The organism is Cupriavidus sp. MEYA8, assembly GCF_059278825.1.
Map to the genome: position 1 here is coordinate 1,838,739 of NZ_CM181222.1, position 20,965 is coordinate 1,859,703.

17 protein-coding genes are annotated in these 20,965 nt (G+C 68.4%); 14 read left to right on the forward strand and 3 right to left on the reverse strand.

Annotated elements, in window-relative coordinates; genetic code table 11:
- The first annotated feature begins 13 nt into the window (after positions 1–13).
- From AC5WJ1_RS25485 to AC5WJ1_RS25510, 6 genes are all read left to right on the forward strand, one after another.
- Positions 14–991 (forward strand): quinone oxidoreductase family protein, encoded by a 978-nt coding sequence (locus AC5WJ1_RS25485; RefSeq protein WP_133094356.1) that lies wholly within the window; start codon positions 14–16, stop codon positions 989–991.
- Positions 988–1,329: a cupin domain-containing protein gene (locus tag AC5WJ1_RS25490; protein ID WP_133094357.1), complete on the forward strand. Its 342-nt coding sequence runs from the start codon at positions 988–990 to the stop codon at positions 1,327–1,329. Before AC5WJ1_RS25485 ends, AC5WJ1_RS25490 begins: the two co-directional genes overlap by 4 nt.
- A 101-nt stretch (positions 1,330–1,430) precedes the next feature.
- Complete coding sequence (locus AC5WJ1_RS25495; protein ID WP_133094358.1) at positions 1,431–2,534, forward strand: porin; 1,104 nt, start codon at positions 1,431–1,433, stop codon at positions 2,532–2,534.
- A 42-nt stretch (positions 2,535–2,576) separates the two neighbouring features.
- Positions 2,577–3,560, forward strand: coding sequence for a tripartite tricarboxylate transporter substrate binding protein (locus AC5WJ1_RS25500; RefSeq protein ID WP_135702937.1), 984 nt, complete (start codon positions 2,577–2,579; stop codon positions 3,558–3,560).
- Between the two features lie 601 nt (positions 3,561–4,161).
- Positions 4,162–5,199, forward strand: coding sequence for a LacI family DNA-binding transcriptional regulator (locus tag AC5WJ1_RS25505; RefSeq protein WP_133094360.1), 1,038 nt, complete (start codon positions 4,162–4,164; stop codon positions 5,197–5,199).
- Between the two features lie 253 nt (positions 5,200–5,452).
- The gene (locus AC5WJ1_RS25510) at positions 5,453–6,721 is read left to right on the forward strand and encodes a YihY/virulence factor BrkB family protein (RefSeq protein WP_133094361.1); all 1,269 of its coding nucleotides are present in this window, start codon (positions 5,453–5,455) and stop codon (positions 6,719–6,721) included.
- Positions 6,722–6,770: 49 nt separating this feature from the next.
- On the opposite strand, the gene AC5WJ1_RS25515 is transcribed toward AC5WJ1_RS25510, so the two are convergent.
- Positions 6,771–8,303 carry a sensor domain-containing diguanylate cyclase gene (locus tag AC5WJ1_RS25515; protein WP_133094362.1) on the reverse strand — a complete coding sequence of 511 codons (1,533 nt, stop codon included), beginning with the start codon at positions 8,301–8,303 and terminating at the stop codon, positions 6,771–6,773.
- 217 nt (positions 8,304–8,520) lie between these two features.
- Positions 8,521–9,519, reverse strand: coding sequence for a Bug family tripartite tricarboxylate transporter substrate binding protein (locus tag AC5WJ1_RS25520; RefSeq protein WP_494476658.1), 999 nt, complete (start codon positions 9,517–9,519; stop codon positions 8,521–8,523).
- A gap of 162 nt (positions 9,520–9,681) precedes the next feature.
- On the opposite strand from AC5WJ1_RS25520, the gene AC5WJ1_RS25525 reads away from it, so the two are divergent.
- The 7 genes from AC5WJ1_RS25525 to yddG all read left to right on the forward strand — a co-directional run bounded on the left by AC5WJ1_RS25525 (position 9,682) and on the right by yddG (position 18,919).
- Positions 9,682–10,488, forward strand: a complete 807-nt coding sequence (locus AC5WJ1_RS25525) for an IclR family transcriptional regulator (RefSeq protein WP_133094364.1) — start codon at positions 9,682–9,684, stop codon at positions 10,486–10,488.
- A gap of 52 nt (positions 10,489–10,540) precedes the next feature.
- Positions 10,541–12,706 (forward strand): acetate--CoA ligase family protein, encoded by a 2,166-nt coding sequence (locus tag AC5WJ1_RS25530; RefSeq protein ID WP_195427101.1) that lies wholly within the window; start codon positions 10,541–10,543, stop codon positions 12,704–12,706.
- Positions 12,707–12,798: 92 nt separating this feature from the next.
- Complete coding sequence (locus AC5WJ1_RS25535; protein WP_195427104.1) at positions 12,799–13,830, forward strand: Bug family tripartite tricarboxylate transporter substrate binding protein; 1,032 nt, start codon at positions 12,799–12,801, stop codon at positions 13,828–13,830.
- A 47-nt stretch (positions 13,831–13,877) separates the two neighbouring features.
- Complete coding sequence (locus tag AC5WJ1_RS25540) at positions 13,878–15,209, forward strand: DUF1254 domain-containing protein (RefSeq protein ID WP_195427108.1); 1,332 nt, start codon at positions 13,878–13,880, stop codon at positions 15,207–15,209.
- 13 nt (positions 15,210–15,222) lie between these two features.
- Positions 15,223–16,581, forward strand: coding sequence for a DUF1254 domain-containing protein (locus tag AC5WJ1_RS25545; protein WP_494476659.1), 1,359 nt, complete (start codon positions 15,223–15,225; stop codon positions 16,579–16,581).
- A gap of 2 nt (positions 16,582–16,583) precedes the next feature.
- Positions 16,584–17,585 carry a tripartite tricarboxylate transporter substrate binding protein gene (locus tag AC5WJ1_RS25550; protein WP_494476660.1) on the forward strand — a complete coding sequence of 334 codons (1,002 nt, stop codon included), beginning with the start codon at positions 16,584–16,586 and terminating at the stop codon, positions 17,583–17,585.
- 389 nt (positions 17,586–17,974) lie between these two features.
- Positions 17,975–18,919, forward strand: a complete 945-nt coding sequence (yddG, locus tag AC5WJ1_RS25555) for an aromatic amino acid DMT transporter YddG (protein WP_135703955.1) — start codon at positions 17,975–17,977, stop codon at positions 18,917–18,919.
- A gap of 166 nt (positions 18,920–19,085) precedes the next feature.
- Here the strand turns inward: yddG and AC5WJ1_RS25560 are convergent, their stop codons facing one another.
- A complete protein-coding gene (locus AC5WJ1_RS25560) occupies positions 19,086–19,856 on the reverse strand; it encodes an IclR family transcriptional regulator (protein ID WP_133094370.1) in 771 nt (256 codons plus the stop codon).
- Positions 19,857–19,964: 108 nt separating this feature from the next.
- On the opposite strand from AC5WJ1_RS25560, the gene AC5WJ1_RS25565 reads away from it, so the two are divergent.
- Positions 19,965–20,942 (forward strand): Bug family tripartite tricarboxylate transporter substrate binding protein, encoded by a 978-nt coding sequence (locus tag AC5WJ1_RS25565; protein WP_135702929.1) that lies wholly within the window; start codon positions 19,965–19,967, stop codon positions 20,940–20,942.
- Positions 20,943–20,965 lie beyond the last annotated feature (23 nt).

Consider the following 20,965-nt stretch of genomic DNA (forward strand, 5'->3'; position numbering starts at 1 on the left):
AAGGAAAGAACTTATGAACACGATCCGCGTGAACCAGAAAGCCGCCGATATCGAGGCGCTGCAGCTCGAACTGCTCGGCGTGCCGCGCCCCGATGCCGCGGCGGACCAATGCATCATCGAAGTCGCCAGTGCCGGGGTCAATCCCAGCGACGTGAAGGCGACGCTGGGCCTGATGCCGCATGCGGTGTGGCCGCGCACGCCCGGCCGCGACTATGCCGGCCTGGTGGTCGACGGGCCGGCCGCGCTGCTGGGCCTGCAGGTGTGGGGCAGCGGCGGCGAGCTCGGCATCCGCCGCGACGGTACCCATGGCAAGTACCTGCGCATCCAGGCCAGTGCGGTGCGCGCCAAGCCGGCGTCGGTGTCGCTGCTGGAGGCCGGCGCCGTGGGCGTGCCGTTCATCACTGCCTACGAAGGCTTGCGCCGCGCCGGCATGCCCCAGGCCGGCAGCACCGTGCTGGTCTGTGGCGGCAACGGCAAGGTGGGGCAGGCCACCATCCAGATCGCCACGGCGCTGGGCGCGCGCGTCTTTGCCGTCGAGCGTACGGCCGAGCCTTACCGCGGCCATGCCAGCGGCGCAGTGCGCATGATCGACGCCAGCCGCGAAGCGATCGCAGAAGTGGTGCGCGACGAGACCGGCGGCCATGGCGCCGACATCGTCTACAACACCGTCGGCAGCCCGTACTTCGAGCAAGCCAACCAGGCGATGGCCATCGGCGCAGCGCAGATCTTCATCTCGACCATCGAGAAGCCGGTGCCGTTCGACATCTTCGCCTTCTACCGCGGCCAGCATACATACGTTGGCGTCGATACGCTGGCCCTGGACAGCGGCGCGTGCGCGCACATCCTGGACCAGCTTGCGCCAATGTTCGCCGCGGGCGCGCTGCGGCCGTTCCCGGTGCTGTCCGATTACACCTATGCGCTGGCCAATGCCAAGGACGCATACCGCGCGGTCCTGCAAGGCGCGACCGAGCGCGTGGTGCTCAAGCCATGAACACGACCCGCTTTGCCCGGGCGCCGGCGTATTTCCCGCCCAACCACGACGGCATGCATTGCCTGCGGCTGCAGGGACACGAGGCCGGCCCGTCCGAGGCACTGTGGCTCGGCGTCTCGGTACTGCTGCCAGGCGGCCATACCGCGCTGGATGCCTCGCCGGTGGAAAAGCACTACGTCGTGCTCGAGGGCGAAGTCTGCGTGCGCACGCCGGACGAGGCCGTCACGCTGGGACAGTACGACTCGGTGCGCCTGGCGCCGGGCGAGGCGCGGCAGGTCTCCAATCCCGGCAACCGGCCCGCCTTGCTGCTGCTGGCGATGCCGTATCCGAAGGCCTGATTTTCTTGTGCCGTGATGCAAACGATTGCAGCCCCGAAATAAACGGCGCTGACCAAAAAGGTGATTACAAAAAGAATGACCACAACCAAAGGGGTAGACCAATGACATCCGTTCCCAAGCGGTGCCGCTTGCTGCTGCTGGCCATGGGCGCGGCCTGCACCGGCCACGCCGGCGCGCAGTCGTCCGTGACGCTGTACGGGCGCCTCAACACCGCGCTGGAGTATTCCTACGCCAATACGGCGACCGACGGCACGCGCCTTGGCGGCGTCGGCCGGCTGACCAACAACCGCTCCGTGTTCGGCATGCGCGGCGAGGAAGGGCTGGGCGGCAGCCTCAAGGCAATCTGGCAGATCGAGAGCAACGTCTCGCTCGACACCGGCCAGGGCCAGATCGCGGGGCGCAATTCGCGCATCGGGCTGCAGGGCAGCGCCGGCACGCTGTTCATGGGGCACTGGCAGACGCCTTATACCGAGGCGACCTCGACCTACGATCCGTATTACCCAACCACGGCGGGGTATATGGCGCTGATCGGCAACGGCTCCACGTCGAGCTCGGACAACGTGCAGGACACCAGCGCGTTCGACCGACGGCAGAAAAACATCATCGTCTACAAGTCGCCGTCGCTGGCGGGCTTCAGCGGCGCCGCCGCGTGGGGCATCAACGAGGAAAAGACCACGGTGCCGCGCAACCCGGGGCTGTACTCGTTCTCCGCCGCCTACGACAACGGCCCCCTCAACGTGGTGCTGGCCTATGAAATCCACCAGCATTACCAGACCGCGGGCCGCAACGACGATGCGATGAAGGCGGGCGTTTCCTACAAGTTCCCGACGACCACCGTCGCGCTGCTCTATGAACGGCTGCACTACCGCACCGCCACCGGCGACCTCACGCGCAACGGCTACTACGCGTCGGTGGTGCAGAAGCTGGGGCCGGGCAGCGTGCGGGTCGGCTTTGGCCTGGCCAGCAACGGCGCCGGCAACGCCACCGAGACCGTCGGCTTCTTCCGCAGCGGCGCGGAGACGGGCGCGACGCAGGTCACGGTGGGCTACGACTATCCGTTGTCCAAGCGCACGGCGCTGTTTGCGTACTACAGTCGCATCAACAACAAGCGCAACGCGATCTATGACTTTGCCATCAACGAGCTGGGCGTAAGCGCGGGCGCCGACCCGCAGACCGTCGCGCTCGGCATGCGGCATTTCTTCTGAGGCGCGGCACACGCGTCCCGACTAGCAGTGAGGAGACAAGGAATGATTCGATCCATCCAGGGCGCCGTGCTGGCGCTGACTTCGACGCTGATGCTGGCGGCCGCCCCCGCCGCCAGTGCACAGCCCCAGTACCCCAGCAAGCCGATCCGGCTGGTGGTGCCGTTCTCGGCCGGCAGCGCCACCGATATCCTGGCGCGCATCCTCGGCAGCAAGATGGCCGAGGGCGGCAGCTACCAGGTGATCGTCGACAACCGGCCCGGCGCGGGCGGGACTGTCGGCGCGACCGGCGTGGCCAAGGCGGCGCCGGACGGCTACACGCTGATCCTGGTGTCGGTCGGGCATGCGATCAACGCCACGCTGTATCCCAGGCTCGGCTATGACACGGTGAAGGACTTCGCGCCGGTCTCGCTGGTGGCCAGCGTGCCCAACGTGCTGGTGGTCAATGCGGCCAGCAAGTACAAGTCGGTGCGCGACGTGGTGGCGGCGGCCAAGGCCACGCCGGGCGCGCTGAACTTTGACTCGGCTGGCTCCGGCAGCTCCACGCACCTGAGCGGCGAGATGTTCAAGATGCAGGCCGGCATCGACATCACGCATATCCCGTACAAGGGCACCGGCGAAGCGCTTACCGACGTCATGGCCGGCCGCGGCGACATGATGTTCGCGCCCTCCGTCTCGGCGATGCCGTTCGTCAGGCAAGGCAAGCTGCGCGCGCTGGCGGTGACCACGGCCAGGCGGGCCAGCGCGCTGCCGGATATCCCGACCGTAGCGGAGTCGGGCTTGCCGGCCTATGCCTTCGATTCGTGGTTCGGCATCCTCGCCCCGGCCGGCACGCCGCGCGAGATCGTCGATGCCCTCAACGCCGAGATCGGCAAGGCGCTGTCATCCCCCGACGTGCGCGAGCGCCTGGCGGCGCAGGGCGCCGAGCCGCGGCGTTCATCGCCGCAGGAGTTTGCCGCGTATATCCAGGCGGAAATCGGCAAGCTGGCGCCGGTGGTGCGGCAGTCAGGGGTCAGGGCTGGGGAGTAAGGGCAGGGCATCGCGATGGCCAGGCTTGCCGATTGTGTGCTCCCTCTCCCGCTTGCGGGAGAGGGGAGCAAACAAGCCGGATAGAATGGATTGCGGGCAGCGCCGCGACGGCGCCAAGCGAGCGCAGCGACGCGTTACGTGCCCGAGCCCCTGACCTGCGATACTGCAGGCGCGCAGCGCAGCCGCAGGCGTTCCTGCGTTGCCGCCAGCAGCAGGGGCCGCCCACAGCTCTGGGCTCGTTCAATCACCGTGTCAATGCCGAGCCATGGTGGCGCACCACGGCGTCAGGCAGTCCTGCTTTGCAACGAAGCGCAGCCCCGTACGAAAGCCCCGGCACGCTACGATAAGAGTGGCCGCCCGCCCAGGGCAGAAAACGCGCTTTTGGTTACTTTTGCCGCTCGGGCAAAAGTGACTCGCCCCTTCAGGGGCGAAACCAGGGCATATCAAATATCCGCCAGATGTCCAGCCACAGCCACGTGAAGGATGACGGCGAAGTGAAGCCCAAGACTTCATTCAGGCCCCCGTCCCCACCCCCCATCAGCAATGCGCCTTAAAATATCGCATCTCCCATTCCCGGCCCGCCGCCCAACAACCAGCCGTCATGTCCGAGCGCAAGCGCCTCACCCTGAAAGACCTGGCCGCCGAGATCGACGTGCATTACTCGACGGTCTCGCGGGTCATGAACCCGGCCACGCGGCACCTGGTGGCGCAGGACGTGGCGGCGCGCATCCTGGAGGTGGCCGAGGCGCGCGGCTTCCGCCCCAACCGCATCGCCGCCGGCTTGCGCACGCAGCGCTCCGGGCTGGTAGGCGTGGTGCTGCCCGACATCGCCAACCCGGTGTTCCCGCCGATCCTGGCGGGGATCGAGTCGGTGCTGGCGCAGCAGGGCTACGTGCCCATCGTCGTCAACGCCGGCACCGACAAGAGCCGGCAGCGCTTCATCATCGACCAGATGATCGGCCGGCAGGTCGAAGGGCTGGTGCTGGCGACGGCGGAGCGCGAGGACGCGGTGCTCGACTACTGCATCCGGCAGCATATCCCGGTGGTCACGGTCAATCGCGGCGAAGAGACGGGCCGGGTCTCGTGCGTGGTCAGCGACAACCTGCTGGCGATGCGGCTGACGGTAGACCACCTGGCCGGCCTGGGCCATCGCCATATCGGCCATATCGCCGGCCCGGCCGCGCTGTCCACCGGCTTCCTGCGGCGCGAGGGCTTTGTCCAGGCGGTCAGGCGGCACCGCCTGCGCCGCGACGCCTGGCACGTGATCGAGGCCGCCAGCTATTCGCGCGAGGCCGGCAAGCTGGCGTGCGCGCAACTGCTGGAAGCCTTTCCGGCGGTCACCGCGATCGCCGCCGGCAATGACCTGGTGGCGATGGGCTGTTATGACCTGCTGCGCGAGCGCGGGCTGCATTGCCCCGCCGACATCTCGGTAGTGGGCCACAACGACATGCCCTTTGCCGACGCGCTGACGCCGCCGCTGACCACGGTGCGCATCGCCGTCCATGAGATGGGCGAGGAGGCTGCACGGCTGCTGCTGCGGCAGATCGACAAGCCGGGATCCGATGCCGTCACCGTGCAGCTGACGCCGCAGCTGATCGTGCGCGGGTCTACCGCCGCGCCGCGCGACGGCACGTCATAGGCGGGCCGTGCCGCCGCCACTGCGGCCATGAAGGCCTGCGACAGCACGCCCAGGTTTATTCGCGCCGGACCACCCGCCGCGTATTCTGGCAGGCACATGCGGCATAGCCGAGCGCGCGCGCCTGGTAATTCTGGAAGCGCCCGTTGCATGATGGACCGGCCAGCGTGCCTCCCCAGGCGCCGCATTGCGGGCGCCGTTGCTCTGGAATGGGATTTGCTATTGCCATGCAGGACACGTCGCGACAGGACCTCGCATGCTATCCCTTGGCCCCGTGTCGCCGCGCGCCGCCTTCGAGCTGATCCGCGAGAGCATCAACTCCTGGATCGACGACTATGCCCCGAGCATGGGCGCGGCGCTGGCGTACTACACCGTCTTCTCCATTGCCCCGCTGCTGATGATCGTCATCACCGTGGCGGGCGTGATATTCGGCGCGGAAGCGGCGCGCGGCGAGGTCGTCAGCGAGCTGAGCGGGCTGATCGGCACCGAAGGCGCGGAGGTGGTCGAAGACATGCTGGTTGCGGTCAGCGAGCCGGCCGCCAGCACGGTCTCCGCCATCATCGGGGTGGTGGCCCTGCTGATCGGCGCGACCACGGTGTTCGCCGAGTTGCAGTCGGCGCTCGACCGCATCTGGCGGGTCCCGCAGCGCCAGAAGAGTTCGGGCCTGTTTTCGCTGCTGCGCGCGCGGCTGCTGTCGTTCGGCATGATCCTGGGCATCGGCTTCCTGCTGGTCGTGTCGCTGCTGCTCAGTGCCGGCATTTCGGCGATGGGGCGTGAATGGGGACCGCTGCTAGGCATCGACGAGGCGGTCGGGCATGCGCTGGACACTGCCATCAGCCTGGTGCTGACGACCGTGGTGTTCGCGATGATCTACAAGATTATGCCGCGCACCAAGATCCGCTGGTTCGACGTCTGGCTTGGCGCCGTCGTCACGGCGCTGCTGTTCACGCTGGGCAAGTTGCTGATCGGCCTGTACATCGGCAAGAGCGGCGTGGCCAGCGGGTATGGCGCCGCGGGTTCGCTGGTGGTGTTGCTGCTATGGGTGTACTACGCCGCGCAGATTTTCCTGCTGGGTGCCGAATTTACCTGGCATTTTGCCCAGCGCTTTGGCTCGATGCGGCACAGCGGCCAGCCAGCGCCGCCGATCGCGCCGCTACGCGGGCGGGCGCAGGTGGTCGTGGACGAGCAGGCCCGGGGCGAAGCGACCCGCCATCCGGTAAGGACCGGCATCGACGGCGTGACGCCCATCGTGGCGCTTTATGTCGACGAGATCGTGAACGCTGCCGTCAAGGCGGGAGAGCAAGGCCAGGCGACCGCGGTCGCCATCGCGGACGCCGCCGAGAAGGCCGTTGCCCACTTCAGGAGCGCAGCGGGATCGGACAAGCAGGCCTTGCGCAACCGGCTGCGCGAACTGGCCCAGGCGCTGGTAGTGTCTGCCGAGGCGGGGCACCATTCCGGCGATACCCGCGACCTGATCCAGTTCGGCGTGAGCTACGTCGAAGCGTACCTGCACCGGACGCACTGAGGCGCTGCATCGTGCTGCAGCGCGCTGCATCGCCGGACAGGCGAGCGCATCAGACGGCCAGCGCCGGCGTGGCCTCGCCCAATATCACCACGCGGTTGCGGCCGTCGCGCTTGGCCAGGTAGAGCGCCTGGTCGCCGCCATGCAGGAAGGCGCGCAGGTCCGCGAACGGCCCGGCATCCCCGCCGCCGGCCGAACTGGTGGCAACGCCGATGCTGACCGTCAGCGTGCCGAGCGGGCTGGTCGCGTTCGGGATCTCCAGTGCCTGCACCGCATGCCGGATGGCCTCGGCGATCCTCGCGGCGCCGGCGGCCGGCGTGCCGGGCAGCAGGATCGCGAATTCCTCGCCGCCGTAGCGGCCGGCATAGTCGCCCGGCCGGCGGATCTGCTTCTGGATGCTGTCGCCGACCGCGGCCAGCGCATCGTCGCCGGCAACGTGGCCGTAGCGGTCGTTGAACTGCTTGAAGTGGTCGACATCGACCATCAGCAGCGACAGCGGCTGGCCGTCGCGCCATGCCCGCCGCCATTCCTTGTCGGCGGCGTCATCCAGCGCGCGCCGGCTGCCCAGGCCGGTCAGGCCATCGGTATTCACCATCAGGCGCAGGTGCGCCTCCATGTCGAGGCGGCGGCGCCACTGGCGCGACAGCAGCACCGCCAGCGCCACGATCAGCGCATCGACCACGGCAATCAGCCCGGCAAACCACCATGCGCGCTTGTACCAGGGGGCCAGCACGTCGTGGACCGAGAGCCCGACCACCACCATGAGCGGGAAGTCGGGCAGGCGCCGGTAGCTGTACAGCCGCCGCACGCCGTCGACCGCGGCGATGCCGATAAAGCTGCCTTCGGTGCCCCGCAGCAGCGGTGCAAAGGAAGGGCTGGCCGAGATATTGCGGCCCACCGACGCATCGTCGTAGGGGCGGCGCATGATGATGGTCCCGTCCGTGCGCAGCAGCGTCAGCGTACCGCCGCCGCCGAGGCTGACGCCATCGAACAGCTTGCGAAAGTAGTTCAGGCGCAGCGTGCCGACGACGATGCCGCGGAACGCGCCATCGGGCCCCGACACCCGCCGGCTCAGTCCGATGGACTTGTTCTGCGCGGTGAGCCGCGGCTGGAACGGCTGGCTGAGGAAGATGCCGGCGTTGGCGTCGTGCACGTGGGCCTGAAAATAGTCGCGGTCGGCAAGGTTCACGGCGCGCGGCGGCCATTGGTGCGAATCGAGCAGCAGGTTGCCGCTGGCATCGGTGGCCAGCAGCGAGCCCATGTCCTCGGCGTTGATGGAGCGGTCGAACAGCACGCGCTGGCGCAAGGCGGTCGGCAGCTGCATCACTTCCGGGTCCTGCATGGCATCGGCGACCCCGGCGATGGCGAACTGGTAGATATGCAGGTTGCGCGAGATGCTGCGCTCCAGCGTGAGCGCCAGATTGGCCGAGGCTTCGCTGGCGCCGGCCAGCGCGTCGCTGCGCATCTGGGCCAGTGCCGCGGCGCCCAGTCCGGCGATGGCAACCGCCAGGGCGATGGTCGCCGGGACGATCATCGCGGCGGGGTTCAGGCGTACGCGCAGGCGTCGTCTTGCAAGGTCGATCATGGAGGCGGGCGCTGCCGGTGCAATTTTTGCAGCATTGTAGTGCCCGCGGGTACCTCGGCCGCGCCGTGGGAAAAAATGTCACACCTGAGTTTAGCGGCCTGCAAATCGCTTCGAGGCGTGCCGAACCGGTTTCAAGTTACAAGTGCTGCCGCCTTCCGCCACCGCGATGAAGTCCTGGATCTGGCTAAGGCGCATGGCTGGCGCTCCGGGGGCGGCGTCAGTCCAGCGTGACCCCGGTGTCGGCGGTCAGCTTCAGCACCACCGGCAGGTAGGCGGTGTAGGCGCTGGCCGCCTCGGACGGCGTGTTGCCGATGGGCTCGGCGCCCATGTCCTCGATCCGCTTCGAAAACGCCGGGCTTTTCACCAGCGCGCTGACCTCGCGCCCCAGGCGGTCGACGATGGGCTGGGGTGTTTTGGCCGGGGCCATCAGCGTGATCAGCCCGGTCAGCCGGTAGGCGTCGTCGGGATAGCCGGCCTCGGCAAAGGTGGGCACGTCGGGCAGCGACCTGGCGCGGCGCGGTCCGGTCACGGCGATCGGCCGCAGCTTGCCGCCGGCAAAGTGCTGCTGCAGCGCGGTGACCGAGCCCACCGTGACGTTGACCTGGCCCGCCAGCAGGTCGGTCACCATCGGTCCCTCGCCGCGGTAGGGCACGTGCAGGATGTCGACACCATACTTCCTGGCCATGTAGGTCTGGATGGTATGCGGCTGGGTGCCCGGTCCCCACGAACCCATGCGCAGCTTGCCGGGCTCCTTCTTTGCAAAGCCGATCAGTTCGGCCACGGTCTTGACGGGCACGGTGGCATTGACCGCCAGCACGGTGCGCGCGGTGGCGATGTCGGAAATCGGGCGCAGGTCGGTGCGCGGGTCGTAGGGCAGTTTCTTGTACAGCGCCAGGTTGGCGGTGATCGGGCCGGGAATGGTCAGCAGCAGGGTGTAGCCGTCGGGCGCCGCCTTGGCCGCCTGGTCGGTGCCGATAATGCCGCCCGCGCCGCCCTTGTTCTCGACCACGATGGTCTGGCCGAGCCGCTTGCCGAGACCATCGGCCAGCGCGCGCGCCAGCGTGTCGGTCAGGCCGCCTGCCGGGTACGCCACCACCAGCCGCACGGGCTTGGTCGGGTAAGCATCTTCGGCGCCTGCGCCAGACGGCAGCAGGCACAAGGCCGCGGCGGTGATCAGCACGACACGCCGGCGGCGTGAAAAGGTGCGGTTTTTCATGTCTTGTCTCCTTTTCGAATCTGTGTCCGATGCCGGAGAACCTTATGGGCGGCACGCCGGAGGGGTCAACACGATGGCCTATATTTCCAATATGTGGAAATTGATTCCGCTTTTTGACACTCGATCACGCGCTGTCCCAGACTGGGTAAAGAGGAAAACGCCATGAACCTGCCGGTCGAACAATTCATCGCCGAACGCCGCCGCGAGGACCCGTCCTTCGGCGGCCTGCTGGCCAAGGGCTTTGCCCTGCTGCGCTGCTTTATCGACGAGCCGCGCCCGCTCGGCAACGGCGAGCTGGCGCAGCGGCTGCAGCTGCCGCGCGCCACCGTCTCGCGCATCTGCCGCACGCTGTTCGAGCTGGGCTACCTCGACTGGGATCCCAAGCTCGACAAGTACTTCGTCAGCGCCCAGGTGCTGGCGCTGGGCTATCCGTACCTGGCCGGGCTGCAGGTGCGCCACGTGGCCCGTCCGCTGATGCAGGCGCTGGCCGACCGCATCGAGGGCGCTGCGTCGATGGGCGTGGCGCACCGGCTCGACGTTACCTACCTGCAGTCCTGTACCCACAACGAGGGCACCCCGGCGCGGCCGGGAACCGGCGCCGTGCGCTCGGTGCTGAGCACGGCCATGGGCCGGGCTTACCTGTGCACCTTGTCGAAGGCGGAGTTCGAAAGCCTGATGGTGGCCGCCCGCGAGGAGCGGCCCGAGGAATACGCGGCGTTCTACGACACGCTGTGCCACAACGTGGCGCACTACCCCAAGCGCGGCTTCGCGCTCAACGAGGGCGATGCCGGCATCGGCGTGTACGGCGTGGGCGTCTATTCGCGCATCCGATACCTGAACCGCCCGCTGCTGTTCAACTGCGCCGTGCCCGGCTCGCAGGTGAAGCGCGGGATGATGGAAAAGAAGGTGGCGCCGCTGTTGATGGAGATGGTCCGCTCCATCGAGGCCGCCACCGGCCTGCGGCAATAGCCGGCCAGGCCCGACTGGAACCATCCATAAAACAAGACCCGGAGACTGCCACATGGTTGACCTGAATTCCCTGCTGTACCCGCGTTCGATCGCGGTGGTCGGTGCTTCCACCCAGCCGGACAAGGTGGGCGGCATGCCGATCCGGCTGCTGCGCGAACTGGGCTATGGGGGGCGCGTCTATCCGGTCAACCCGTCCGCCGCCGAAGTGCAGGGCCTGCGCGCCTATGGCTCGCTGGCGGACATCGGCGAGCCGGTCGACCTGGCGATCGTGGCGGTGCCGGCCAGCGCCAGCCAGGACGTGATGGCGCAGCTGGCCGGCAACGGCACGCGCGCGGCGGTGGTCTTCACTTCCGGCTTCGCCGAAGCCGGCGAGGGCGGCGTGCGCATGCAGGACCTGCTGGCCCGCAGCGCGCGCGATGCGGGCGTGACGCTGCTGGGCCCCAACTGCCTGGGCGCGATGAACCTGCGCGAGCGCATGTTCGCCACCTTCTCGCCGATCCCGCTCAGCGGCGTGCCGCCGGTCGGCGAAGTCGGGCTGGTCAGCCAGAGCGGTGCCTTCGGTGCCTACGCCTATGCGCTGGCGCGCGAGGCGGGGCTGGGCCTGAGCCACTGGGTCACCACCGGCAACGAGGCCGGGCTGCAGGTGGCGGACGTGATCGCATGGCTTGCCAACGACCCCAACACCCGCGTGATCCTCGCCTACATCGAAGGCTGCCGCGACGGCGCGCGCCTGCGCCAGGCGCTGGCCGCGGCGCGCGCGGCGGGCAAGCCGGTGGTGGTTACCAAGGTCGGCACCACGGCGGCCGGCGCGCGCTCGGCGCAGTCGCACACGGCCAGCCTGACCGGCGAGGATGCGGTGTACCAGGCGGTGTTCGATGCCTACGGCGTGCACCGGGCCCATACGCTGGAAGAATTCTTCCGGCTCGGCTATGTGCTGTCGCGCGGCCGGCGGCCGGCGACCTGGCAACGCCCGGAAGGGAGCGGCGCCGCTGCCGCCACGCCGCTGGCGATCGTCACCGTGTCGGGCGGCGTCGGCATCATGATGGCCGATCGCGCCGAGCAGCTGGGTTTGCCGCTGCCGCCGATGCCGGACCTTGCGGCCGAGGCGCTGCGTACCGCGATCCCGTTCGCCAGCACTGCGAACCCCATCGACGTCACGGGGCAGGTGGTGGCGCAGCCGCGCGTGTTCATGGATGCCCTCGCGGGCGTCGCGCGCAGCGGCGCCTATGGCTGCGTGGCGGCCTTCCTGGCCGGCGGTGCCAATGCGCCGCGGCTGTGGCCGGAGCTGCAGCAGACCATCGGTGCGTTGAGCGAAGACACAAATGCCGCTCCGCTGCTGCTGGCCGGCATTGTCGACGACGACAAGCGCGCATGGCTGGAAGCGCGCGGGTGCCTGGTGTTCCGCGAGCCGGGTCATGCAGTGGAAGCCGTCGCCACGCTGGCGCAGGCGGCGGCGCTGGAATCCGCACGGGATACCTTGTCCGGGACCGGGCCGCGGCGCGAAGCGCGACTGCGCGGCCTGCCGCCCGAAACCACGGCGCTGTCCGAGTACGAGGCCATGGCTTTGCTCGCCGACGCTGGCGTGCCGGTGGCCCCGCACGGGCTTGCGCGCGATGCGGACGAGGCGGTGCGCATTGCCGAGGGCCTCGGCTATCCCGTGGTGGTCAAGCTGTGCTCGCGCGAGATCCTGCACAAGAGCGATGTCGGCGGCGTGGCCCTCGGCCTGGCCGATGCGCAGGCGGTGCGCGAAGCCTTCGCCCGCATGGCGCAAGCGGTCGCCCTGGCGCGCACCGGGAGCGGCGCGCCGGTGCCGTTGGAAGGCGTGCTGGTGGCGCGCATGGTGCGCGGCTGGGGCGAGGTGATGGTCGGCGTGCGGCGCGACCCGGTGTTCGGGCTGGTGGCGCTGGCCGGCATCGGCGGCACCGCGGTCGAGATCTTCCGCCAGACCGCCTGCGGGCTGGCGCCGCTGTCGCGCGCACAGGCGCGCGCGATGCTGCGCGCCAGCCGTGCCGCCGCGCTGTGCGAAGGACATCGCGGCAACCCCGAAGTGGATCTCGATGCCGCCGCGCAGGTGCTGGCCACGGTGTCGCAACTGGCAGCCGGTCTGGGCGAGCGCCTGGACACGCTCGAGATCAATCCGTTCATCGTCACCGCGCAGGGGCTGGTCGCCGCCGACGCGGTGGTCACGCTTCGCCCGGACCGTCGTACCGCTTCATAGTGACGGCGCGCAACGCGGTGGACAGGATGCCCGCACAGACGGGCGACGCCCCGCGGCCAGACGCAGTACCTCAAACAAGACTGGAGACAAGCATGCAAAGGCACAAGCACTTGCCGGCGCGGCGCATCGCGCTGCGCGCGCTGGGCGCACTCGGCGCACTCGCCGTGGCGCTCTGCGGGGTGGTATCCCCCGCGCACGCCGGCCCCAATCCCGGCCCCAATCCCGGCACCTATCCCGACAAGCCGATCCGGCTGGTAGTGCCGTTCCCGCCGGGCGGCGGCACCGATGTGGTCGGCCGGCTGCTGGCGGCGGGCCTGTCGAAGGAACTCGGCAAGACCGTGGTGGTGGAGAACGTAGCCGGCGCCACCGGCACCATCGGCTCCGCACAGGTCGCGCGCGCCGCGCCGGACGGCTACACGCTGGTGCTTGGCATCTCCGCCACGCATGCGATCGCACCAGCCATTTTCCCGAAACTGCCCTACGACCCGCTGCGCGACTTCGTGCCCGTCAGCCGGCTCTTCTACGGCGGCAACGTGCTGATCGCCGGCCCCGGCTTTACCGGCCGCGACCTGCCCGCGCTGATCGCCGCGGCCAGGCGCCCCGGTGCCGACCTGACCTACGGCTCGTGGGGCAACGGCTCCGGCGGCCATCTCGCCGGCGAAAGCCTCAACGTGCTGGGCGGCATCCGCCTGCGCCACATCCCCTATAAGGGCGTCAGCCCGATGCTGACCGACGTGATGGGCGGCACGCTGCCCGTGGCCATGTCCGACCTTGCCGGCACGCTGCCGCTGATCCGCAGCGGCAAGGTGAGGGCGCTGGCGGTTACCGGCTCCGAGCGTTCGCCGGCGCTGCCCGACGTGCCGACCTTTACCGAGGCCGGCGTGGCGTTCGGCGTGGACAGCTGGTTCGCGCTGTTCGCCCCCGCGCGCACGCCGGCCGAGATCGTCGACAAGCTTGAGCGCGCCACCGTCGCCGTCATGCGCGATCCCGCCATCAAGGCGCAGGCCGACGCGTTCGGCATGCGCTACAGCCCCCAGCCGCGCAGCGCCTTTGCCGCGCAGATGCGCAGCGATGTGCCAGCCTGGGCCACGCTGGTCAAGTCGAGCGGCGCGGCACAGGAATGAGCCGCACGCGTTCCCACAATTTCCGCCTATTTTTCCCGGAGCCCTGCATGAACCATCCCGCGCCACAGTTCTTCTCCGCACCCGTCTACAGCTCCAGCCAGGAAGCGCTGGTCGCCGCCGCCGCCATACCGCTGGCGATCTACGGCTATCCGCTGGTCGAAACGATCCGTACCTGCAAGCTGCAGACCGCAGTCAGCGAGGCCACCGGCTATGGCCGCGCCCCGGTCAACACGCTGTCGGCGAGCGAGCGCCAGTGGACGCATGAAGACCGCGACGTCGTCACGCCCGCCAATGACCTGCTGTATTTCTGCGGCTGGGCCAACCTGGCCGACGGGGCGGTCACGCTGCGCGTGCCGCCGCTGCCGAAGTGCGACCAACAGCGCGACCGCTACTACGTGGTGGAGCTGCTCGATGCCTGGACCAACAACTTCGAGAACCTGGGCCCGCGCACCGTGCCGGCCGAAGGCGGCACGGTGACGCTGGTCGGCCCCGGCCAGCACGCTGAAGGCGAGCATGTCGTGGCCTGTCCGACCTCGCTGGTATGGCTGCTGGGGCGCGTGCTGGTGCAGGGTCCTGACGACCTGGCCGCGGCCCATGCATTCGAAAGCGGCTTCGCGCTCGAGGCGCCGGGCAAGCCCATGCCGCAATGCGTGCGCGACTGGCGCGATACCGGCAACGAGGCGCTCGATTTCTTCCAGAACCTGTTCAATGCGTTGCGCGAGTACCCGCCCGCCGAGCGCGAGCTGGGCGCGTTCACGCTGCTGCGCAAGGCCGGCCTGAAGCTGGAGGGCGAGGTCGACGTCACGGCATTGCGCGCGGAAGTCCGCGCCGGCCTGGAGAACGCGTATCGCCAGGCCATGCAGCTGATCGAGGCGCATACGCGCAGCCAGGGCCGCAAGAGCTGGGGCTACAGCCTGAAGCTCGGCGTCTATGGCGACGACTGGCTGCAGCGCGCCTGCACCGCGATGAAGGGCCTGGGCGCGTTGCGCGCCGACGAAGCCATCTACGCGATGGCCGATTTCGATGCCGACAGCGAGCCCCTGCATGGGGCGCAGGCATACGAACTGAGCTTCCCGCCCGGCATGCTGCCGCCGGCGCAGGCGTTCTGGTCGGTCTCGCTGTACGGTGAGGACCGCTTCTTCAGCGCCAACGAGATCGGCCGCTACGCCGTGGGAGACCGCACGCCCGGCTTGCGCATGGAGCCCGACGGCAGCCTGGTCATCCCGATCTCGCACCGGCGGCCGGAACAGGCCGAACAGGCCGACAACTGGCTGCCCGCTCCCGCGGGCCCGTTCTACCTGATCCTGCGCCTGTACCATCCCGCGCCGGCCTTTATCGCGGGCGAGTACCGCATTCCGCCGGTGCGCCGGGTTGCCTGAGGAGCGAGATTCCATGACAAAATCCGCCGATTCATCCGCCGATTCTTTCGCCGGTTCCCGACTGCCCGCGCTGGCCCGCGAGGCAGTGCTGTACACGCTGCCGCTCTACGAAATGGCGCGCATGCGCGCCGCCACCTGCCCGCGCCGCCGCCGTGAAGGCGCCTTTGCCGACGCGCGCCCCGACGGCACGCTGCGCTGGGTCAACCAGTTCTTCCACACGCGCCAGCTGCTCGGGCCGCAGCACCGGCAGGTGGTCACGCCCAACAACGACACGCTGTACAGCAACGCCTGGCTCGACCTGTCGCAGGGACCGCTGCTGCTGGAGGTGCCGGACAGCGCCGGCCGCTACTACGTGCTAGGGCTGCTCGATTTCTATACCAACCCGTTCGCCTACATCGGCAGTCGCACCACCGGCACGCAGGCCGGGCGCTTCCTGCTGCACGGTCCCGGCTGGCAGGGCGAAGCCCCGGCTGGCGCCACCGCCATCGCCTGTCCGACCGATGCGGTGTGGCTGCTGGGCCGGCTGCTGGTGGACGGCCCGGACGACCTGCCCGCGGTGCATGCGCTGCAGGACCGCTTCCGGCTGACGCTGCCGGACGGCGGCGACGCGGTGCGCGCGTACGATGTCGGCATGCAGCCCAACGAACACCTCGGCGCGTCGCCGCAGCAGGTGCGGCGCTATGCCGACGTGGTGAACCGCGCGCTGCGCGAGAACCCGCCGCCAGCAGACGAGGCGGCGACAGTGCAGGCCTTCGCCGCGCTCGGCCTCGGTGCCGCGAGCGAGGGCGTGCCGCTGAAGGAAACGCAGGTGGCGCTGCTGGCCGCTGCCATGGAGCAGGTGCTGGCCGAACTGGCCCGGCCGATGCCTTCCGCGCTGGGCGGCGGCTGGAACCTGCCGGTCGAGATCGGCGCGTCGTTCGGCACGCGCTATGCCGAGCGCGCGCAGGTGGCGCGCAACTACATCGGCGCGCTCGGCATGGAAGAGGCCATGTACATCATCGCCGATTGCGATGCGCACGGCCGCCAGCTCGACGGGAACGAGCCGCACGAGCTGGCGTTCCCCGCCGGCCAGCTGCCGCAGGTGGGCGCGTTCTGGTCGCTGACCATGTACGACAAGGGCGACTGCATGCTGGTGGAGAACCCGATCGCCCGCTATTCGCTGGGCGACCGCTCGCCGAGCCTGCGCTACGAGCCGGACGGCAGCCTGCGCCTGCACCTGGGCGCCGCGGCCCCACGCGACGCGGCGCGCCACGGCAACTGGCTGCCGGCGCCGGCAGGGCCCTTCTACGTGGCGCTGCGGCTGTACGTGCCGGGCGCGGCGCACCTTGGCAAGACCTTTTCGTATCCGGGGATCCAGGCCGTGGAGGCATGACGATGACTGCTGACAAGATATCGCGCAGGGACCTGCTGGCACGCATGCGCGACGTGATGCTGCTGGGCGCGGCGCCCGCGCTGGCGCCGCTGTCCGCGCTGGCGCAGGCGTATCCGGCGCGCACCGTGCGGCTGATCTCGCCGTATGGCCCCGGCGGGTCCAATGACACCTCGGCGCGGCTGCTGGCCGAAGCGCTGAGCCGCAAGTATGGCCAGCAGTTCGTGGTCGAGAACAAGCCGGGCGCCGGCACCCGGGTCGCCAACGAAACGCTGGCGCGCGCCGCCCCCGACGGCTACACGCTGCTGTGGGCCGCCGCGCCGTTTGCCATCAATACGGCGGCCGGGCTGCCGCAGCAATACGACATCCACAAGGATTTCGTCGCGGTCGGGCCGCGCGTGCTCGGCCCGGTGTTCCTGATCGTCAAGGCGGATTCGCCGGCGCGCTCGGTCGCGGATTTCGTCAAGCTGGCGCGCGCGAAAGCGGACGGCGTGACCTTTGCCTCGCCCGGCGCCGGGTCGGGGCCGCACCTGACGGCGGAACTGTTCGGCGCACAGGCGAAGTTCAAGGTGCTGAACGTGCACTACCGCGGCGATGCCACCGCCTACACCGAGCTGCTGGCCGGCCGGGTGGATGCCACGCTGACCGCCATCACGACGGCGCTGCCGTTTATCAAGGCGGGCAAGCTGCGGGTGCTGGCGGTTGCGTCGGAGCAGCGCACGCCGGTCTATCCCGATGCGCCCACGTTAGTCGAGCAGGGCTGTCCCGGCGTGACCGGCTACGGCTGGTTCGGCCTGATGGCGCCAGCCGGGACGCCCGCGGCGATCGTGCGCCAGCTCAACCAGGATGCCAGCGCGGTGCTGTCCGACGCGGATATGCGCAGCAAGCTGGCGGCGCTGGGATTGCAGCCCGAGCCGGGCGACAGTGCCGGATTTGCGCGGTTCATCGATGCGGAAGTGCGCAAGTGGGCCGCGGTGATCAAGGCCAATGGCGTGGTGCTGGAGTAGCGGCATGCACGCCACATGCGGGCGTGCATGTGGCGAGCCTGTTGCGTCCAGATGCGCGAGTGGAAGATGGGTAATCGCCCCGATCCGGACCATCGGATCGGTGCGCTGGTCAGCGAAGCCCATTTCGGTCCTTTCGGTCACGACTTTCCAGAGCGTGGACGAAGCCATCGCGCTGGCCCCATCTGGATCGACGTATCGGACCGGTCGGGCCACAGCTGAGTGACATGGCGAGCCATGCCCCGGGTCCCGTCCGGGACCGGGCATGGCGCTCGCGCGATGCCCGGTCGCGCCGCAACACACGTATCATGCGCGACTCGCCGGAGTCCGCTCCCGCATTTTTTCCTCCCATCGTCCCTCATGAGGTCATCCGTTCAATGCAAGCAGGTGTCATCCGAAGCAAACGTCAGGCAACACTCATCGGGCTGATCGCGATCCTGTTATGGAGTTCGATCGTCGGCCTGATTCGTGGCGTCAGCGAAAGCCTTGGCGCAACCGGCGGCGCGGCCATGATGTATTCCGTTGCCTCGGCCTTGCTCTGGCTGACTGTCGGCTTCGTCAAGCCAGGTGAATTTCCCCGGCGCTACCTCATCTGGGGAAGCCTCCTGTTCGTTTCCTATGAGCTGTGCCTGTCCCTGTCCATTGGCTATGCCAACAGCGGCAGGCAGGCCATCGAGGTCGGCATGGTCAACTACCTGTGGCCGAGCTTTACCATGTTGTGCGCCATTGCATTCAACGGCCAGAAATCGAACCTGCTGGTCGTTCCCGGATTTGCGATTGCCGTCCTTGGCATTTGCCGGGTGCTTGGCGGCGACCAGGGACTGGACTTCGCCGGGATGGCGGCAAATATCCAGGACAACCCGCTCAGCTACGGGCTGGCCTTTGCGGGCGCCATGATCTGGGCGGCCTATTGCACCGTGACCAGCCGCATCGCCGGCGGCAAGAATGGCGTCACGCTGTTCTTCATGCTGACGGCGCTGGCGCTGTGGATCAAGTACTTCACCGGCGACGGCGGGGCAATGGTGTTCAGCTATGAGGCCATCCTGTACCTGGCGCTGGCAGCCTCCGCGATGGGGTTTGGCTACGCTGCCTGGAACGTCGGCATCCTGCACGGCAATGTCACGGTACTTGCCGGCGCCTCCTATTTCATCCCGGTCCTTTCCGCCGCGCTGGCGGCCATGCTGTTGCGCACGCCGCTGTCGATCGCATTCTGGAAGGGCGCATCCATGGTCTGCGCCGGCTCCATCCTGTGTTGGCTCGCTACGCGCGGGCAACGTGCCAGGGCACCGGCTTCGCCGGAACCGGGCGCAGCGCACGAGCGCGCCCACGGGCAGTGAAATCCATTCAATAACAGGACAAGAATATTGTTGTGCGTGTTGAGGCGCCGGCATTCGCGCAGGGCTCGGTGACCTTGTACGGGGTCTCCTCGAACCGGAACCAGCTGCTGCTGCGCACCGGGATCCGGCACTTCTTCTGAGCCGGTAATCCGTCGGGTCCTGCGCGTCAGGGATGCCAGGTCGACGGCTTTTCCAACTGCATGGCGGGCCGCTGGCTGCCTGCCATCGCATACGACAGCTTGTTCGCGGCGTCGACCACGGTCTGCGCCAGCTCGAGCAACCGCGCTTCGCTGAGCCGGGAAGTCGGTCCCGAAATGCACATCGAGCCCAGCAGGCGCCAGTGCAATCCGAACACCGGCGCGGAGACGCTGGAGACCTCGGGTTCGCGCTCGCCGAGCGACAGGTGGAATCCGCGGCGCCGGATCATTTCATAGGGCTCGCCCGGCTCTCCCGAGAACGCCAATATGACCCGGCCGGGCGAGCCGCTGTCCAGCGGCAGTGCCGCGCCGATCCTGACGTGATGGCGGATGGCCTGCGGCCCTTCGACCCGGAGCAGGCAGGTGCGCTGCTGACCCTCGCGGATGTAGAACGAAGCGCTTTCGCCGGTCCGGATCGTCAGTTCCCGCAGGACCGGCTCCACCACTTCCTGCACATTGAACGTTGCCTGGTAGCACGCGCCCAGCCATCCCGCGGCGCGCCCCAGCCGCCAGTTGCCGTCTTCCTTCTGCACCAGGTAGTTGTCCGCCGCCAGCGTCCGGGCCAGCCGCAGCACGGTGGTCTTGTGGATGCCGGTGCGCCGGCTCAGTTCGGCCAGCGACAGGTGCGGGTCATTGACCCCGAAGGCTTCCAGCACGCGTAACGCGCGCGTCACCGCAATCACGGCGCTCGGCCCCTCATCGCCGGTTGAGGCGACCTGTGTATCACTTTTCCGGTTCATGACGCGAAATGCGGTGCACGGTATGAAACGGCATTGTATGACGTGAAACGGTCGACCACAATCCAATCACAACGAAGCCTCACAACGAAACCAGATTCGGAGACACCAATGAAGGCAATATCCCGTCGCGGCCTCCTGGCCATTGCAGGCATCCTGTTGGCATCCGCCACGGCTCATGCCGCGCCGCAGTATCCGAGCAAGCCCATCAGGGTCATCGTCCCGTTTCCCGCCGGCGGCGGCACCGACATCATCGCGCGGGAAGTGACCACTACCGTCGCCAGGTCGACCGGCTGGGTCTTTGTCGTGGAGAACAAGCCGGGGTCCGGCGGCAACCTCGGCGTGGACGCGGCAGCCAAGGCGCCTGCCGATGGCTACACCATTGCCCTGGGGCAGACCAGCAACCTTGCCATCAATCCCTCGCTGTACGAGCGGCTGCCGTACGACCCGCTGAAGGACCTTGCGCCGATCAGCCTGGTCGCTTCCGCGCCGCTGGTGCTGGTGACGCACGTCAACTCGCCGTACAAGACGATGAAGGACGCAATCCAGTCCGCCAGGGCAAAGCCCGGGTCGCTGAATTTTGCTTCGCCGGGCAATGGCACGGTGGCGCACCTCGGTGGCGAGCAACTGCAAGGCACCGCGAAAGTGAAGTTCACCCATGTGCCGTACAAGGGCGCGGCACAGGCGGTCAATGACCTGATGGGCGGGCAAGTCGACCTGTACATGGCGTCCGTGCCGACGCTGCTCGGGCATATCAAGAACAACAAGCTGCGGCCGCTCGCGGTGACCTCATCGAAGCGCCTGCAAGACCTGCCCCAGGTGCCGACCGTTGCCGAGTCGGGCTATCCCGGCTTCGAGACGGCGACCTGGTTCGGCTTCGTCGCGCCTGCCGCGACACCGAAGGAAATCGTGATGCGCCTGAATACCGAGTTCAACAAGGCGCTCAAATCCCCGGCACTCGCCAGCAAGCTGAACGAACAAGGGGCATCGGTGCTCGGCGGCACACCCGAAGCATTCACCGCGCTGATCAAGCAGGACATCGGACGCTGGGCGGCGGTCATCAAAGCCTCCGGCACAAAGCTGGATTGAGCGGCACCGTATCCAACCATTTC

Excerpts from the sequence above, each read along its gene's own strand:
- AC5WJ1_RS25485 (WP_133094356.1), top strand. The coding sequence starts at position 14 with ATGAACACGATCCGCGTGAACCAGAAAGCCGCCGATATCGAGGCGCTG.
- AC5WJ1_RS25490 (WP_133094357.1), top strand. The coding sequence starts at position 988 with ATGAACACGACCCGCTTTGCCCGGGCGCCGGCGTATTTCCCGCCCAAC.
- AC5WJ1_RS25495 (WP_133094358.1), top strand. The coding sequence starts at position 1,431 with ATGACATCCGTTCCCAAGCGGTGCCGCTTGCTGCTGCTGGCCATGGGC.
- AC5WJ1_RS25500 (WP_135702937.1), top strand. The coding sequence starts at position 2,577 with ATGATTCGATCCATCCAGGGCGCCGTGCTGGCGCTGACTTCGACGCTG.
- AC5WJ1_RS25505 (WP_133094360.1), top strand. The coding sequence starts at position 4,162 with ATGTCCGAGCGCAAGCGCCTCACCCTGAAAGACCTGGCCGCCGAGATC.
- AC5WJ1_RS25510 (WP_133094361.1), top strand. The coding sequence starts at position 5,453 with ATGCTATCCCTTGGCCCCGTGTCGCCGCGCGCCGCCTTCGAGCTGATC.
- AC5WJ1_RS25515 (WP_133094362.1), bottom strand. The coding sequence starts at position 8,303 with ATGATCGACCTTGCAAGACGACGCCTGCGCGTACGCCTGAACCCCGCC.
- AC5WJ1_RS25520 (WP_494476658.1), bottom strand. The coding sequence starts at position 9,519 with ATGAAAAACCGCACCTTTTCACGCCGCCGGCGTGTCGTGCTGATCACC.
- AC5WJ1_RS25525 (WP_133094364.1), top strand. The coding sequence starts at position 9,682 with ATGAACCTGCCGGTCGAACAATTCATCGCCGAACGCCGCCGCGAGGAC.
- AC5WJ1_RS25530 (WP_195427101.1), top strand. The coding sequence starts at position 10,541 with ATGGTTGACCTGAATTCCCTGCTGTACCCGCGTTCGATCGCGGTGGTC.
- AC5WJ1_RS25535 (WP_195427104.1), top strand. The coding sequence starts at position 12,799 with ATGCAAAGGCACAAGCACTTGCCGGCGCGGCGCATCGCGCTGCGCGCG.
- AC5WJ1_RS25540 (WP_195427108.1), top strand. The coding sequence starts at position 13,878 with ATGAACCATCCCGCGCCACAGTTCTTCTCCGCACCCGTCTACAGCTCC.
- AC5WJ1_RS25545 (WP_494476659.1), top strand. The coding sequence starts at position 15,223 with ATGACAAAATCCGCCGATTCATCCGCCGATTCTTTCGCCGGTTCCCGA.
- AC5WJ1_RS25550 (WP_494476660.1), top strand. The coding sequence starts at position 16,584 with ATGACTGCTGACAAGATATCGCGCAGGGACCTGCTGGCACGCATGCGC.
- AC5WJ1_RS25560 (WP_133094370.1), bottom strand. The coding sequence starts at position 19,856 with ATGAACCGGAAAAGTGATACACAGGTCGCCTCAACCGGCGATGAGGGG.
- AC5WJ1_RS25565 (WP_135702929.1), top strand. The coding sequence starts at position 19,965 with ATGAAGGCAATATCCCGTCGCGGCCTCCTGGCCATTGCAGGCATCCTG.